This window comes from Paenibacillus sp. Soil724D2 (assembly GCF_001427935.1).
Taxonomy (GTDB): Bacteria; Bacillota; Bacilli; order Paenibacillales; family NBRC-103111; genus Paenibacillus_E.
The window spans coordinates 1-16,662 of the sequence record NZ_LMRY01000003.1 but is presented as its reverse complement, the minus strand read 5'-3'; the positions used below and the strand labels follow the sequence as shown (position 1 = coordinate 16,662).

Annotated in this window: 14 protein-coding genes; 9 read left to right on the top strand and 5 right to left on the bottom strand. The window is 46.5% G+C overall.

Annotated elements, in window-relative coordinates:
• Position 1: 1 nt before the first annotated feature.
• Positions 2-1,063, bottom strand: coding sequence for a glycosyltransferase family 2 protein (locus tag ASG85_RS04985; protein ID WP_057305063.1), 1,062 nt, complete (start codon positions 1,061-1,063; stop codon positions 2-4).
• Positions 1,064-1,266: 203 nt separating this feature from the next.
• On the opposite strand from ASG85_RS04985, the gene ASG85_RS04980 reads away from it, so the two are divergent.
• Complete coding sequence (locus ASG85_RS04980; RefSeq protein ID WP_156390123.1) at positions 1,267-2,535, top strand: hypothetical protein; 1,269 nt, start codon at positions 1,267-1,269, stop codon at positions 2,533-2,535.
• Positions 2,536-2,950: 415 nt separating this feature from the next.
• Positions 2,951-3,313 carry a VOC family protein gene (locus ASG85_RS04975; RefSeq protein WP_057305065.1) on the top strand — a complete coding sequence of 121 codons (363 nt, stop codon included), beginning with the start codon at positions 2,951-2,953 and terminating at the stop codon, positions 3,311-3,313.
• 79 nt (positions 3,314-3,392) lie between these two features.
• Here the strand turns inward: ASG85_RS04975 and ASG85_RS04970 are convergent, their stop codons facing one another.
• Entirely contained in the window at positions 3,393-3,998 is a 606-nt protein-coding gene (locus tag ASG85_RS04970; protein ID WP_057305066.1) for a metalloregulator ArsR/SmtB family transcription factor, read from the bottom strand.
• A 199-nt stretch (positions 3,999-4,197) separates the two neighbouring features.
• On the opposite strand from ASG85_RS04970, the gene ASG85_RS04965 reads away from it, so the two are divergent.
• Together ASG85_RS04965 and ASG85_RS38970 are read left to right on the top strand one after the other, a co-directional pair.
• Positions 4,198-4,836 carry a futalosine hydrolase gene (locus ASG85_RS04965; RefSeq protein WP_057305067.1) on the top strand — a complete coding sequence of 213 codons (639 nt, stop codon included), beginning with the start codon at positions 4,198-4,200 and terminating at the stop codon, positions 4,834-4,836.
• Position 4,837: 1 nt separating this feature from the next.
• A complete protein-coding gene (locus tag ASG85_RS38970; protein WP_060645537.1) occupies positions 4,838-5,818 on the top strand; it encodes a 1,4-dihydroxy-6-naphthoate synthase in 981 nt (326 codons plus the stop codon).
• Positions 5,819-7,030: 1,212 nt separating this feature from the next.
• Here the strand turns inward: ASG85_RS38970 and ASG85_RS04955 are convergent.
• The 3 genes from ASG85_RS04955 to ASG85_RS04945 all read right to left on the bottom strand — a co-directional run bounded on the left by ASG85_RS04955 (position 7,031) and on the right by ASG85_RS04945 (position 10,210).
• Positions 7,031-7,987 (bottom strand): D-2-hydroxyacid dehydrogenase, encoded by a 957-nt coding sequence (locus ASG85_RS04955; protein ID WP_057305069.1) that lies wholly within the window; start codon positions 7,985-7,987, stop codon positions 7,031-7,033.
• A gap of 22 nt (positions 7,988-8,009) precedes the next feature.
• Positions 8,010-8,903: an RluA family pseudouridine synthase gene (locus tag ASG85_RS04950; protein ID WP_235549328.1), complete on the bottom strand. Its 894-nt coding sequence runs from the start codon at positions 8,901-8,903 to the stop codon at positions 8,010-8,012.
• Between the two features lie 260 nt (positions 8,904-9,163).
• Positions 9,164-10,210, bottom strand: a complete 1,047-nt coding sequence (locus tag ASG85_RS04945) for a LacI family DNA-binding transcriptional regulator (RefSeq protein ID WP_057305071.1) — start codon at positions 10,208-10,210, stop codon at positions 9,164-9,166.
• A gap of 140 nt (positions 10,211-10,350) precedes the next feature.
• On the opposite strand from ASG85_RS04945, the gene ASG85_RS04940 reads away from it, so the two are divergent.
• The 5 genes from ASG85_RS04940 (at position 10,351) to ASG85_RS04920 (ending at position 16,199) form a co-directional block, all read left to right on the top strand.
• Positions 10,351-11,694, top strand: coding sequence for an FAD-dependent oxidoreductase (locus tag ASG85_RS04940; RefSeq protein WP_057305072.1), 1,344 nt, complete (start codon positions 10,351-10,353; stop codon positions 11,692-11,694).
• Positions 11,695-11,895: 201 nt separating this feature from the next.
• On the top strand, positions 11,896-12,120 hold the full coding sequence (locus tag ASG85_RS04935) for a hypothetical protein (RefSeq protein WP_057305073.1): 225 nt from the start codon (positions 11,896-11,898) through the stop codon (positions 12,118-12,120).
• 92 nt (positions 12,121-12,212) lie between these two features.
• Positions 12,213-13,976 (top strand): B12-binding domain-containing radical SAM protein, encoded by a 1,764-nt coding sequence (locus tag ASG85_RS04930; protein WP_057305074.1) that lies wholly within the window; start codon positions 12,213-12,215, stop codon positions 13,974-13,976.
• Between the two features lie 135 nt (positions 13,977-14,111).
• Complete coding sequence (locus ASG85_RS04925) at positions 14,112-14,537, top strand: pyridoxamine 5'-phosphate oxidase family protein (protein ID WP_057305075.1); 426 nt, start codon at positions 14,112-14,114, stop codon at positions 14,535-14,537.
• A 162-nt stretch (positions 14,538-14,699) separates the two neighbouring features.
• A complete protein-coding gene (locus ASG85_RS04920; RefSeq protein WP_057305076.1) occupies positions 14,700-16,199 on the top strand; it encodes an IMP dehydrogenase in 1,500 nt (499 codons plus the stop codon).
• The last annotated feature ends 463 nt before the right edge of the window (positions 16,200-16,662 follow it).

Below are 16,662 nucleotides of genomic sequence, written 5' to 3'. Positions count from 1 at the left end.
ATCACCGAGTTGAGCTTACTTGGGTGGATGGAGGATGAACCGCTTCCTGATCCTGTACAGTCGCTGTCAAATCTTTTTCAATTTCCTGATCCTGTCCAGTCGCTGTCAAATCTTTTTCAATGACGAAAAGCGGTCGCTGCTTCACTTCTTTATATATCTTTCCTATGTATTCACCAATTAAGCCGAGAGCGAGAAGCTGAACGCCCCCAATGAACCAAACTGAAAGAATAAGCGATGTCCAACCGGTAACGTTCGCTCCAAGGATTTTGCCTATAATTGCGTATAAACCGGCAACGACACTCAACGCGAATAAGAGGAAACCCATCATAGTGACGAAGCGAATAGGGGTTACGCTGAACGACGTGATGCCATCGAAGGCGAATGCGAGCATTTTGCGAAGCGGATACTTGGATTCTCCGGCAAAACGCTCTTTACGGTCATAATAGACCTGAGTGGATGGGAAGCCGAGTAGAGGCACCATGCCGCGCAGAAATAAATTGACCTCTTGAAATTTCTCCAAATTTTCGAGGGTGCGCTTGCTCATTAAGCGGAAATCCGCATGATTGTAATGAATTTTCACACCGAGCGTTGTCATTAGCTTATAAAAGCCTTGGGCCGTGACTCGTTTGAAAAACGTATCGGCTGAGCGATCCTGTCGTATGCCATAAACGATATCGTAACCTTCATGGAATTTGACGATAAACTCGCGAATGACATTCGTGTCATCCTGTAGATCGGCATCAATGGAAACGACGCAGTCCGAATAGGTCTTGGCTTTCATAAGCCCTGCAAGCAAAGCGCTTTGATGCCCGGCATTTTTCGCAAGCTTAAGCCCAGTCATAAAGGGACTGGAGGCGTGGAACCGCTCAATAAGCGTCCAAGTTGCATCCTTGCTGCCATCGTCGACAAACAGCACTGTGCTTGCGGTGGCAATTAGTTTATCAGAGATGAGAGTTTGTAATACGTTCGTAAGTTGGAATACCGTTTCTGGGAGTACTTCTTCTTCGTTATAACAGGGGACCACAATGGTCAAAACGGGATAAACCACAATTCTCGACTCCATTCTGAAAAGGGGATTAAAAGGATGATATATGGCTTTCATTATATCGTAATGTATGTAAAATATTAATTTTTAACGAAAATTAAACATTTTTTACAAATGAACGTCCATATTAATAAGTGCTTTACGAATCCTTAACTTGGTAAAAGAGGGGAAATCAGGTAAATTTACAGAAAAGATATATGATGTTCGGATAGGAGAGATGGATGATGGAATCACGGTTAGAGAAAGAGCCAAGAAGAGGGAAGGTCAATGTGATACTGTCGATTGCCTTGCTTGTCCTTATTTCTCGGGCACTCATGCTATTTACTGGATATATCGGGATGAATTTATTCAGTAAATCTTCTCAGGTACCCGTATATATGCAGAATGTGCCGGGCACATTGTCCAAGTGGACGCTGAAGTTTCCTGGAGAACTAGCTTCTACGGAGAAGCTGAAGTTAGAGGATTTTATCAAGTTTGATACGTATTCCTATTTAAAAATAGCCACCCAAGGTTATGATAAGTTTCGGATGGATGAACCACATACAGCTGCAAATTGGGTTTTCTTTCCACTATTTCCGTCACTGATTTTTTTACTTGGTAAAATATTTTGGTTCGAACCTGCCATAGTCGGTATGATCGTTTCGAATCTATGCTTGCTTGGAGCTCTTATTTATATTTATTTTATTGCCCTGCAGCGGGGACTCAGTGAGCGTCAGGCGGGAACCGTACTATTACTAATTGTGATTTACCCATCGTCGCTTTACTATACATTACCGTACACAGAGAGTCTATTTCTGATGCTCTCGGCAGCCTCCATCTATTATGCAGGCAATAAAAAGTATGCACTTGCCTTTATAGCGGCCAGTTTATCTACCGTGACAAGGGTGCCTGGGTTTATCAACCTTGCATTGGTCATGGGCACCGTGTTTATGGACGAAGGGTTCAAATGGACCTGGCGTTACCTGAAATGGTCGTTGTATAGTATTTTATCCCTTATCCCAATGGGTATTTATCTCCTACATATGAAAAGCGTCACCGGTGATTTCTTGGCACCTTTCCATGAGCAGAGCTTGCACTGGTTCCGGTATACCACCATACCTTTTGTCAATTATTTTGGTTATTTGAAAAAGCCTTACTTCTCCACGCCTGATGGCTGGGATAACGGCTTCATTGCTTTTACCGTATCAACAGCTGTGTTTATCGTTTTTTTGAGTTACTTCATTGTTCATATGAAAAAGCTTTTGACAAATAAGCATGAGCTGCTATTTTTCGTTTATGGCTTGCTGTTAATCGTCATCCCATTTTCAAGTCAACCCTTATTTCTAGTAAGCGTCGTTCGCTATATGATGGTGAGTATACCGATCTATTTCTACTTAGTAACGTTAACCGAGAAGTGGGAAAATGCCCGAATTTTCTATATGTTGCTGTTTATGATTCTACAGGTTTTCGTGACGATTGGCTTTTTTAATGGGTATTATTTTGTTATCTAAAGAGGGTTGATTAACGAAAAGCGACCAGAACATGAATCATCGTCCCAGCCGCTTATTCCTTTATTACCAACCAAATCCGAAAGTACTAAGAACGATAACCAAAAGGACGTATAATACGAGGACTATAGAAGTGCCTGTATAAGGTACAGCAGGACCGCAACCACAACTCATGTCAATCCCTCCCTTCACAAAATTACTATATGTCATTCAACTAGAGGGCGCATGGATGAATGTCCAGAATCTGAATTAAAATTGGGTAACGTGTCCAACACCTTGTAAATCGTAGCGGGATGAGAGGAGTTGCGGCTGCTGGAGGTAGTATATGTTTCCGGAAGCTGAGATTACGCAGCTGGAAAAGAAGCTTGCGGAGGCAACCTGATTTAAATCAACGAACACAAACAGGGAGGTATCACTCATGATTCAGAAAATAGCAACAGTTGGCATTTATGTTGAGGATCAGCAAAAGGCCAAAACATTTTGGACCGAAAAAGTTGGATTTGAAGTCGTTCGCGAAACGTCAATGGGTCCTAATGCCTTCTGGTTAGAGGTAGCGCCGCAAGGAGCTGAATCCGCACTAGTCATTTATCCGAAAAGCATGATGACAAATTATGCCGAACTGAAGCCTTCTGTGGTCTTTGTTACGGATGATATTCAGACGACCTACGAGAACATGAAGTCCAAAGGCGTTGAATTCGAAGGGGAACTTTCAAAGATGCAGTGGGGAACTTTTGCCACATTTAAGGATGAGGATGGAAATACGTTTCTTTTAAAAGGGTAAGGATTTAAAGGCAAGGACGAGTTCTTAGGTCGTATAATCGACTGGGAACCGTCCTTTTTTTTTATAGATTCAATCTGATTTAGGATAAGTTCTCCCATTTGGCCCACATCTCCACTGGATTGAGTTCGTATATCTCGTTCTCGCGAAACATGAACTGGTGCATAATGAATTCTCTTCGAATCGTTGCGAAATCAGGGTGGTAGTTCTTAATAAATGCATTCAGTTCCTTCTCTGTGTAGGTGCGTCCTTTTTCAAGCTGCTCTACAAGATGTTCTAGGACGATAAGTTTTTTCTTGAGTTGAGCAGGGATATGCTTGAGCTTGCCGTCTAAGGTTATAAAGTTTCGAATGACAGATTGTTTGAGGTTCTGATTACGGTCTTCATCCTTCATAGGTTCAGTTTCTCCTTTCTTATTTTTGAAAATGAGATCAGCCGTCGCGGTGGCATTACTACGAATGAAATACTCATTTAAAGTGAAGTAAATGGTGTTCTTGTCTCTACGCTCATTGATGAGGCTGGCCTCGCGAAGCTTGGCTGCGTGATGGGTAATGGTTGCTGGGGTAACGCCCAGTTTCTCGGCAAGAACTTGACCATTCTGCTCTCCATCCGCTAGTAAAATAAGCAAACGTATTCGCGTTGCGTCTGCGAGAGCCTTGTGATAAGTAATGATTTTATCTAATTGCATGGCGGGTGCACCTCCTTAAAAGAGTATCTAATTTGATTAATGTCTAATTAGATAATAATTAAATTAGTTGAGATTGTCAACACAATGGAATTGATCGAGAAAGTTGGTCATTCCTTGAAAGTTTCCTATTTGACCTTACTCATGTAAAATAATCGTAGATAAGAATGGTTATTGATCATAAAAGGGGATAGGAACAACCATGCGTGTACTTATAATGACAGCTGTAGCTCCTGAAAGAGATGCAGTCCAGCGCGGCCTTGGCCATGATAGCAGGTTTGAATTTGCCTTAGCTGGCGTTGGACTTGCTGCGGCAGCAGTGAACGGAGCGATAGAGCTTGCGAAAGCTGAATATGATTTGGTTGTAATTGCTGGTATTGCCGGCGGATTTGTAGGTCAAGCGGAGGTAGGCTCGCTTGTTGTGGCGAGCGAGATCATCGCAGCTGACCTTGGCGTGGAGCTGCTGGATGGCTTCAGCAGCTTGGACGAGCTGGGCTTCGGCTCGACGCGCGTTGGTGTTGCCGCTGATGTGGCCGAGCGAGTGACAGCGGCGTTGTTAGCCGCTGGTTTGCCGGCGCAGATGGCGCCAGTGCTTACGGTGGCAACGGCCACCGGAACGGCAGCAACAGCGGCCGCGCTGGCTGCTCGCGTGCCTGGAGCTGCTGCCGAAGCCATGGAAGGCTTCGGCATTGCGACAGCTGCGCAGCAGCGCGGCGTGCCTGTGCTGGAGATCCGCGCGATTTCCAACGCGGTTGGTCCTCGTGACCGAGACGCCTGGCGTATCGGTGATGCATTTAAGGCTTTAGAAGCAGCAAGTTCAGTCCTAGCGGAGGTGCTTTAATATGAAGATTGCGTATTCACCTTGTCCAAACGATACATTTGTTTTCCATGCTTGGGCGCATGGGTTAATCCCAGGTGCTCCTGAGCTGGATGTCTTATATGCCGACATCGATATTACGAACAAGTTAGCTGCTGAAGGCACTGGGCCGGATGTCCTTAAGATCTCATACGCAGCACTGCCTTGGGTGCTGAAGGACTACGCCCTGCTGCCCTGCGGCGGCGCTTTGGGCAGAGGCTGCGGACCGCTGGTGCTGACGAAGAATAGCGGTACAGCGGAAACAGCGGGAACAGAGGGGACAACAGGAACAACGGGAACAACGGGAACTAGGGGAACAACAGGGACAACAGGAACAACAGGAACAACAGGGACAACAGGAACAACTGAAACTGAGGGAACAGTGCCTGAGAGAATAGTGCCGGACCCTGCCATGCTCAGCGGCCGCCGGGTCGCTGTGCCGAGCGAGCGCTCGACCGCGTACTTACTGTTCCGCCTCTGGGCGGCACAGAACGTTCCGGGCGGCGTAGGTGAAATCGTGGTCATGCCGTTCCACGAGATCATGCCTGCTGTGCGGGACGGCCTCATAGATGCCGGCCTCGTCATTCATGAAGCGCGCTTCACTTACCCGTCTTACGGGTTAGCGCTTCTCACAGATCTGGGCAGTTGGTGGGAGTCAGACACCAACCTGCCGATCCCGCTGGGCGCCATCATTGCACGGCGCTCCATGGATCTTGAGGCGCTTGCGGGCTGGGCCCGCGCCTCGGTCGAATACGCGTGGGCGCATCCGGAAGCATCGCGCGACTACGTCATGCAGCACGCGCAGGAGATGGACCCGCAGGTCGCTGAGGCGCACATCGACCTGTACGTGAATGAGTTTACCGCTAATCTGGGTGAGAGCGGCTATGGTGCCGTCTTGACCTTGCTCCAGCGGGCTGCAGAAGAAGGGCTTGTGCCGCAGATGGATTATGCGGCATTGCTGAAATAACATCGAAAAACCGCTTAAGTGCGCTAACACTTAAGCGGCCAAAAAACGGGGCAGTGAATACCCGCAGCCCCGCATAGTTTTGAACGTAGAGAAGACCACCGTTTAGGGAGTGAACCCTATGACGGTGGTTTTTTCTTCCCAAAAGCTGATTTCGTTCATGTTTGCGGGGCGTGAAAACATCCTAGCTTAGCTGATTTTTCTAATTCAAGCCTGTAACGATGTTTTTCATCGCTAAAGTGTGCATGAGGAGGAAATGAGCTTCGATAGCGATATAAAACATCCTTAAAACTGCCGTACCCAAGTAAGATAGCCTAATCTGCTCGCTGTAACGATGTTTTTCATCGCTAAAGTGTGCATGAGGAGGAAAAGTACTTCGATAGCGATATAAAGCATCCTTAAAACTGCCGTACCCAAGTAAGATAGCCTAATCTGCTCGCTGTAACGATATTTTTCATCGCTAAAGTGTGCATGAGGAGGAAAAGTACTTCGATAGCGATATAAAACATCCTTAAACCTGCCGTACCCAAGTGAGATAGCCTAATCAGCTCGCTGTAACGATGTTTTTCATCGCTAAAGTGTGCATGAGGAGGAAATGAGCTTCGATAGCGATATAAAACATCCTTAAAACTGCCGNAATCAGCTCGCTGTAACGATGTTTTTCATCGCTAAAGTGTGCATGAGGAGGAAATGAGCTTCGATAGCGATATAAAACATCCTTAAAACTGCCGTACCCAAATGAGATAGCCTAATCTGCTCGCTGTAACGATGTTTTTCATCGCTAAAGTGTGCATGAGGAGGAAAAGAGCTTCGATAGCGATATAAAACATCCTTAAAACTGGCGTACCCAAGTGAGATAGCCTAATGTGCTCGCTGTAACGATGTTTTTCATCGCTAAAGTGTGCATGAGGAGGAAATGAGCTTCGATAGCGATATAAAACATTCTTAAAACTGCCGTACCCAAGTGAGATAGCCTAATCTGCTCGCTGTAACGATGTTTTTCATCGCTAAAGTGTGCATGGGGATGGAATGTGCTCAGTTAGCGCTGTAAAACATCACTAAATCCACCGCACAACAGGGATGCAAGGCACGATTCCCAGAACTCACCACTCACTCACCACTCACTCACTCACTCACTCACTCACTCACTCACTCACTCACTCACTCACTCACTCACTCACTCACTCGCTCACTTGCTCGCTCGTACTGCACACACTACCCAACCACATTCACCGGACGCCCATCTTGATAAGCACGCACGTTACCAACCGCCGTATCCATCAGTCTAGCTCGTGCTTCTTTAGTTGCCCACGCGATATGCGGGGTAATGATCACATTACTCGCATGCAGCAATGGATTATCCGGTCGAGGCGGTTCTACAGTCAGCACATCGAGACCGGCTCCAGCCAATCTGCCTTCGTTGAGCGCATGAGCGACATCCTCCTCATTGAGAAGTCCGCCTCGTGCTGTATTGATTAAAATAGCCGTCGGTTTCATCTGTGCTATCCGATTAGCATCAATCAGTTGATTCGTTTCCGGTGTCAGCGGACAGTGGAGACTAATGACATCAGAGCGCTGCAGCAGCTCGTCAAGCTGCACCCACTCGATACCCTCAATAGGTTGAGGGACATTTCTTCCGCTGCCTGTCGCGATAACCTTCATTCCCATCGCCTGCGCAATCAACGCGGTTTGTTTGCCGATTTGCCCTAAGCCAATCAGTCCCATGGTTTGACCATTTAACTCCACGAGCGGAGATCGGCTGTAGCTGAAATCAATCGACTCTGACCAATCCCCATTAAGCACGCTGTCACTATGCTGCTGCACCCGATGGCAAAACTCCAATAACAAAGCAAACACCAGTTGAGCAACAGAATGCGTGCTGTAAGCAGGAACGTTAGCGACAATGATGCCCTTCTCCTTGGCAGCATGAATATCAACGATATTGTACCCGGTCGCAAGTACGCCGATATAGCGAAGCTTGGGCAGCTGCTGAATCATTTGAGCGGAAAGAGGTGTCTTATTCGTCAGCACAATCTCCGCGTCAGCAGCGCGTTCAATGATCTGCGATTCAGCAGTTCGATCATAGACAACAAGCTCGCCGAGTGAATCTAATCCGCTCCAGTTCAGGTCGCCGGGATTTAGTGTGTAACCATCAAGCACTACGATTTGCATCTCTTATCGCTCCCCAAGCCAATTATTTCTTCGCAGGTAACTCCTTAAAAGGATTCAAAAACAGCTTCGGAATATGCGTCTCAAATCGCAGCAGCTGACCCGTCGTCGGATGCATAAATGCAAGGACACGCGCATGCAGTCCAAGACGGCCGATTTCCTTCGTTTTTGAACCGTATTTCTTATCGCCAACAACGGGGTGACCGATGTCCTGCATATGAACGCGGATTTGATTTTTGCGGCCGGTTTCGAGATTAACTTCTAACAGTGAAAAGTTCCGGTTCGCTTGTAGCGTTTTATAATGAGTAACTGCATGCTGTCCATCATTCGGATACGGCGTCGAAAACATTTTAAGCGACTTCGTATGCTCTTTGAGCCATGAGGAAATGGTCCCTTCAGGCTTCTTCACCATGCCTTCAACCAAGGCAACATAAGTGCGTTCTTTGACACTTTCCTGCCAAGTGTTCTGTAGGTGCTGCTGAGCCTTCTCGTTTTTGGCAAACATCATCACGCCCGATGTATCTCGATCCAGTCTATGTACAACGAAAATCCGAGCCTTCGGATCGTGGTTTCGAACATGTGCCGTAAGCTGTCGATAGGCCGTAATCTCATTTTCTTTCGTATTTGTGGCGATAGATAACAGCCCGGCATCCTTTTGAATGACAATCACATCTTCATCTTCATGCAAAATCGTCATGCCAGCGAGCGGGATATCTTCGATGATTTTATCCTTGTTAATGGTGACCGTTTGCTCTGGCTGCAATGGATAGTTGTATGCTGTTACGGCTTTGCCATTCACTGCGACTTGTCCACGGGCAAGTATGGCTTTAACCGAATTCCGGCCCAAACTCGAAAGCTTTTCTATTAAAAAAGGCAGAAGCTCAGAGGACTCCTTGACGGTGTACTGACGGGTACTCATTTCTTGATTCCCTTTAGACGGAGCAGGATTCTGGCTCTGATTCTTATTTTGCTTGAATTTGGGAGTCTGGTTCTGGTTTTTATTTGGACCTTGAAACTTACCTGGCTTCTTTTGCATAAAAAAGACCTCCTATTGCGATCGCTTACCTTCCGGTCAGATCATTCACCTTACAATATACCACGTTCGGAAAAGCAAAAGAAACGCTATGAGGGAAGATCCTATATAGCGCGCGACTTTCAAGGTGTATATACCAAGGGGAACTATTTATCCGCCACCTTCCCCGGCAGCTTCTGAATCGTGCTCCCCGCGAAAAATTCTCCCTGTAATCGCACATGCTCAAAGGGTAAATGCGGATTCGCTATCCGCCAAAGCATCCGATCCGCTGCGCGATAGCCGGTTTCTCGAATCGGCAGCTGCGGGCGCGAGCACAGTGGGAGCGTGTCACTTTGTTCATTGAGCAGTGCGACTAACGAGCATTGCTGCGGAACAGCAACCCCTAAGTGGCGCAGCGTGTGATACACAGGAGCAGCTTCTTCGTCGATACCGCAAATAACGGCAGTAGGCTTGTACGTCCTATAGAGGACTCCGAAATTATGCAGCCACTGATCTGTGGCGTCTCGCTCCGTCGCATGCTCTTGCGGATCCACCGAAAACCCGGCTTCTTTCATCGCCTCGCGAAACGCCTGCCACCGGATAACGAAGCCACGTTGATCCAACGCATCTCCCACATACATAATTTTCCGATGCCCCATTCGCACAAGTCTTCGAACAGCTTGAAAAATAGCCTCATATACATCCCAAATCACGCTATCTACCTTGGTTTCCTGCGGTGGGAAGTTCAGCAGAATGCGAGGAAGCGGAAGCTCCAACAATTTCTGCTCCAGAAGATCCAAATTCATCCGCGGCGCAATGAACACACCTTCAGCATACAGCAGATCTTGTTCCTCAGCCCATGCCTCAAATTGCGATGGCTTCAGTTGTGGAGGAATGAGGAGAGGCTGCACCGTGTGGCCGAATTCCATGAATCTTTCGTGCAGTCCTTGCAGCAATAGTCGATTGAAGTTTAAAGACTGTTTATTTTGGACCAGCACAAACCGGCGCTTTACAACAGGATAGGGTGAAATATGATCCAGCTGCAGCGTTTGTTTCTGATCTTTGGTCATATAGCCAAGCTCGCGTGCAAGCCGGAACACTTCACTTCTTGTCTGTTCGGACATCCCGGGGAGTCCACGCAGCGCTTTAGACACCGTCTGTATCGTAAGACCGAGTTCAGCAGCCAAATCGTGAAGCGTAATTCGTTTGCGCATATGTCCGTGAATCCCTCATTTCAATTACTTTGTATCTGCAATTTTAAACTAAATTTAAACTAAAAAGAAGGTTAAATTTAAACTACACTAAGGGGGAAGCAAGGAACTCAAAAGTATTTAAACAAAGGGAGCGAATACAGATGAACAAAATAATTGAAGCAGATATCGTCGTTGTAGGCGGAGGTCCAGCTGGTGTGAACGCAGCCATTGCGGCTGGACGGAGCGGGGCCAAGACGGTTTTGATAGAGAAATACGGCTTTATTGGCGGGATGTCAACCGCTGCGCTTGTTTATCCATGGATGACATTTCATACAACAGATGGCAAGCAAGTCATTAAAGGTCTCGCGCAAGAGATTATCGACCGCCTCATGGCAATGAAAGCATCCCCAGGCCATCTTCGGGACACGGTTGGCTTTGTGAATACGATTACGCCATACCACCCTGAGATTTATAAAGTGCTTGCTGTTGATATGTTGAAAGAAGCGGGTGTTAAGCTGCTATTCCATAGCTTTGTTGATCATGTAGAGACCGTGGACAACCGTATCCAGTCCGTACAATTAACGTCCAAGTCGGGTAGAATTGATGTGAAAGGCAAAGTGTTTATTGATACAACAGGAGATGCGGATCTTGCTTATTTATCAGGAGCACCTTGCTTGCAAGGGCGTGACGGCGATAGACTCACACAACCGATGACGATGAAATTCCGGATGCGCGGTGTGAATTTGAAAGTCGTCAAACAGTACATGATTGAACATCCAGATGAATTTTATAAAAAGACACCGATTGCCGAGCTTGCTGATCTGCCTTTGTCCGGCGTTTTGGGTTATTACAAGCACTGGAAGGAAGCGAACCTGCCGATTAATCGAGATCAAGTGCTCTTCTTCACAGGTCCTGAGTCCGACGAAGTACTGGTCAACACTACGCGTGTGCAGGGGCTTGATGGAACTAATGTTGAGGATTTGACAGAAGCTGAAGAGCTGGGGCGTAAGCAGGTGTTGATGGTAGCAGAGTTCATGAAGAACAACCTGCCAGGCTTCGAAAAAGCCTCGATTTCATCGGTAGGCGCTCAAATCGGTATCCGCGAAACGCGCCGGATTGACGGCCAATATGCGCTGCAGGTTGCTGATGTCGTTCAAGGACGCCATTTTGAAGATGTTATCGCACGCAGCGGTTATCCGATCGACATTCACGATCCATCCGGTAAAGGTGTGACCGCTGCTTGGGTCGAAGGCGACGGAGCCTACGACATTCCTTACCGCTGCCTGCTGCCGCAAAAAATTGAGAACCTGCTAACCGCAGGGCGCTGTATCTCAACGACCCATGAGGCACTCGCAACAACGCGCCTTACTCCAAGCTGTATGGCAACTGGGCAAGCAGCCGGTTCAGCAGCAGGACTTGCCGTTAAACATGGTATTCAACCTGCGCAAATTGATATTGTGGAGCTGCAAGCTGTTCTCGTGAAAGACGGGGCAGTGTTGAACTAGCAAAATGCTTCTCAGCGAAAGACCAGTAGATCAGCTGATAGGGCAGAAATGGCCTTCTCAGCCAAAGCTCAATCGCCATCCTCGCCGAATAAGGGCGGAAAACGCGCTTAAAGGCAAACAACTGTATGCCCACCTCCAAAAAAGGGAACACTGCTACTTACATGATGCAACACTACATGTGAGAAAAGGTGGGAATTTCTTATGCTTTTATATCAGTTAACGCAATGGTTCGAAGAACGCACCACCCTGCAAAAGGCTTTGCAAAGTGGACCCGCTGAAAATACCGGTCAATTGCAACAAAGAATGCAAGAAGTCGAAGATCAGCTGTATTCTCATGCCGAACGGTGGAAAAATGCGATTCAGGAAGCCTCCTATTTGCAGTTCCCTTATGAGAATCCTCAGTTGGATGATGATATGGTCCTTTAGTCTTCTTTGGGAGGGCTTACCTTTGTATTTCCTCGGTTTTCGTGTAGAATTAGATTGTACGATAAACGAGAACAGAACGAGGTTTTTTGATAATGAAAGTACTTGTATCCACACTTAATGCCAAATTCATTCATACCTCCTTGGCTTTACGCTATTTGAAAGCGTTCTGCGAGAAGGATTTTGACGTTGAAATTACAGAATATACGATCAAAGACCCTGTTATGAACGTCGTTTCGGACATTTACCAAAAGGCCCCGGATGTATTGGGTTTTTCTTGTTATATTTGGAACATAGAAGAAACGATCACGATTATTAAAATGATCAAAAAGATTCGGCCAGATCTCCTAATCATGCTTGGCGGCCCCGAGGTCTCCTATGATACCGAGTACTGGATGAATCGCATTCCTGAGGTCGATTTCATTGTGATGGGCGAAGGGGAAGAGACCTTCCACCAACTGCTGACGGAAATTTCGACGACTCGCAAATATCATTTTGTTTATGGACTGGCTTATCGCAAAGGCGAGGAAATCGTACTGATGCCAGGCAGACCAAAGCTGAAGCTGGATGATATCCCTTCTCCGCACCGTTTTGCAGAGGATGTACCTAGTCTGGCTAATCGTGTTGTTTACTTCGAGACAAGCCGTGGCTGTCCTTTCTCCTGCCAATTCTGCTTGTCGAGTATTGAGGTCGGTGTGCGGTATTTTGATATGGAACGCACCAAGTCAGACCTGCTGTACTTAATCGACTCCGGCGCGAAGCTGATCAAGTTCGTGGATCGGACGTTTAATATTAAGCGTGATTACGCGATGGAAATCTTTGAATTCCTCATTGCCAATCATCGCGGCACCGTGTTCCAGTTTGAGATTACTGCGGACATTATGCGTCCAGAAGTTCTCGATTACCTAGCAGAGAATGCCCCACCAGGTACATTCCGCTTCGAGATCGGTGTTCAATCTACGAATGACACGACCAACGATTTAGTGCAGCGCAGGCAAAATTTCTTCAAGCTGAGCCGTACAGTATCTAAGGTGAAAAACAGTTTGAAAATCGATCAGCATCTCGATCTTATTGCCGGCTTGCCGGAAGAGGATTATAACTCGTTTCGGAAGACGTTTAACGATGTCTTTGAACTAGGTCCAGAAGAGCTGCAGCTCGGATTCCTGAAAATGCTGCGCGGCACGGGTATGCGCAATGACGCGCATAAATACGGCTACGTTTATATGGACCACGCGCCATATGAGATTCTCGGCAATGACATTCTGCCATTCACTGATTTGATTCGCATCAAACGGGTGGAGGATGTGCTCGAGAAATATTGGAACGCGCACCGCATGGATCATACGGTCAAATATTTAATCGCCAAAGAATTCGCTTCTGCGTTTGATTTCTTTCAAGAGTTCGGTGACTTCTGGGAGAGCCGCGGCTGGCAGAAGATTGGGCATCAGCTCGAGGATCTGTTTACTCGTTTGCGCGACTTCCTGATGCATCGTGAAACGATAAACATGCACGTCATTGAAGGCTTGATGAAATTGGATTATTTCCTGGGCCATAAATATAAGCCGCGCAAAATATGGTGGGACTTCACCTTGGAGAAGTCTGAGCAGAACGCGTACCTGAGGCTGCTGGCTGAGCAGCCTGAGCTCGTAAGCGGCGACTTCCAGAGTCTCCGCATCAATGAAAAAGATCTCCACAAGCATGCAATGCTTGAGGTGCTTCCTTTCGCTTTGCAGACGTATCTGCAGAGCGGAGAGATCGACGAAAGCAGCAATGAGCTGCTTATTGTACACTTTCCGCCGGACGCACAGCAGCCGGCAAGCTATTACACCATGCCGCTTCAGCAAGTGGCAGCCGTATAATCGAAGCCTCGCTCCCCGTGTGAATAGGGAGTGGGGCTTTTTTTGCCCGGCATATATGGTTTAACCATGGCCTCTTGAGGGTAATCTATGGTAGTTGAAACACTTAATCATTGATACTTGAGAGGAGAGAAACTCATGATTGAAACCAAGAATAAACAGCTTGAACATCAGATCGTAAAGGTACTAAATGCTAATCAAGTTTGCTCCTTTGCAACAGTAGACAACGGCAAGCCAAAAGTACGTTACATGGCCTTATTCCACGATGGATTGACCATTAACCTTACGACTAACAAAAAGACGGATAAAGTGGACGAGCTAAAAGACAATCCCCATGTACACATTCTAGTAGGCTATGACGGCAAGACTTCCTCAGAAATTTTGCAGATCCAAGCAACGGCTACGATTACTGCAAATAATGCCCTTCGAGAGAGGCTGTGGAACGACTCCATGAAACAATGGTTCAATGGTCCGCATGATCCAAACTACGTAGTACTCGAAATTACGCCTTCTTATATCGAATATTTGAACGGGAATTCCGAACCGCAGGTTTGGACGACATAGCTTCTTAAACCTTTTTAGATCCCATCGAAGGATTTCCCTAAAAAATCCATTGACCACAGGTAAGGTTCAGTGATAAGATTGAAAAAATTTACCTATGGATCAAAGATAAATGAGAGACTTTGAGCTACGCTCAAAGATCCCTATATTAGGAGGAATCGTAAAGTGGCTACGTATTACTTAGAACCATCCCGTACGTTTAGTGAGTTTTTGTTGATTCCTAATCTTACAACGAAGGAATGTACACCGGCGAATGTGAAGCTTAAGACACCATTAGTTAAATTCAATAAAGGTGAGGAGCCTGCGATCTCGCTCAATATCCCGTTTTCATCTGCTGTCATGCAGGCCGTATCCGATCATGGAATGGCGATTGCTTTGGCGCGGAGTGGCGGGATTTCGTTCATTTTTGGCTCACAATCGATTGAAGAAGAAGCACTTATGGTGCGTAAAGTAAAAGGGTACAAGGCAGGGTTTGTAGTTAGCCGCTCGAACTTAACTCCCCAGCATACGCTAAGTGATGTACTGGCGTTGAAAGAGGAAACAGGTCATTCTACGGTTGCCATTACCGACGATGGTACAGCGAATGGAAAATTGCTTGGTATTGTAACGGGACGTGATTACCGGACAAGTCGTGACCCTTTGGATCGCCAAATCCATCATTTTATGACGCCTTTCGATAAATTAATTTATGGAAAATCAGGAATTACTTTATCGGAAGCAAACAATTTAATTTGGGATCACAAGCTGAATTGTTTACCGATTGTGGATGAGCATCAGAAGCTCGACACTCTCGTTTTCCGCAAGGATTATGATGAGCATAAAGAAAATCCGATGGAGCTGCTGGACGGTAACAAAAGCTATATTGTTGGTGCGGGGATTAATACGAAGGATTATAAAGAAAGAGTGCCTGCGCTTGTTGAAGCGGGAGTAGACATTCTGGTCATCGATTCTTCAGATGGTTACAGCGAATGGCAGCGTGAAACGGTTCAGTATGTGAAAGAGAATTTCAATGTGAAGATCGGCGCAGGTAACGTTGTAGACCGTGAAGGATTCCTTTATCTGGTGGAATCAGGAGCGGACTTCATTAAAGTCGGCATCGGCGGTGGATCTATCTGTATCACTCGGGAGCAAAAAGGGATTGGTCGCGGACAAGCCTCTTCCCTCATGGAAGTTGTTGAAGCCAGAGACCAATACTTCAAAGAAACAGGTACCTACATTCCAATCTGTTCCGATGGTGGTATCGTACATGACTACCATATTACATTAGCCTTAGCGATGGGCGCTGATTTTGTTATGCTGGGCCGATATTTCGCACGTTTCGATGAGAGCCCGACCAGAAAGCTAAAAGTTGGCAACAACTTCGTGAAAGAATACTGGGGTGAAGGCTCCAATCGTGCCCGCAACTGGCAGCGTTATGATACAGGCGGCAAAAACAAGCTCTTGTTTGAAGAAGGCGTCGATTCGTATGTTCCATACGCTGGAGGCCTGCAGGAGAACCTGGACAAGACGCTTGGTAAAATAAAGTCCACGATGTGCAACTGTGGATCATTAAGCTTGGATGAGCTGAAGAGCAAAGCGAGAATTGCACTCGTTTCTGCAACCAGCCTTGTTGAAGGCGGAGCGCATGACGTTATTTTAAAAGAAAGCAGCTTATCCGAAGAATAGCAGCTGGGAAAAGAGTGCTGTCTTGAAAGGGTTGCTTAATACCTGAAAGGGCGTCCCCTAACTAAACAAGCCTCTCAAACCACGATGAAAGTGGTCTGGGAGGCTTGTTTTTGTTTCGAGGATCGCACCCTGCTTTTTGAAAGATACTCAACTCAGCTGAGAGACTGCACTGCTAAACTTTGCAGAGAGAGACTTCCTGTACTCAACTTTGCAGAGAGAGACTTCCTGTAACTCAATTTAGTTAAAAGTGACTTCACTGTAACACAATTTGCAGAGAGAGAGACTTCCTATAACTCAACTTTCCTAGGAGAGTTCTCTTTTTACTCTGAATCAATTAACAAAGTTGTACATCCGGCTAGGCCCCCGAATTCTGGAGTCTTCCCGTTAAAAAAGCCAATTTTCGTAAGATTGCTTCTTTGTGCTAACAGTTACATTGCTTTATAGAATATCGATCGGTCTTCCA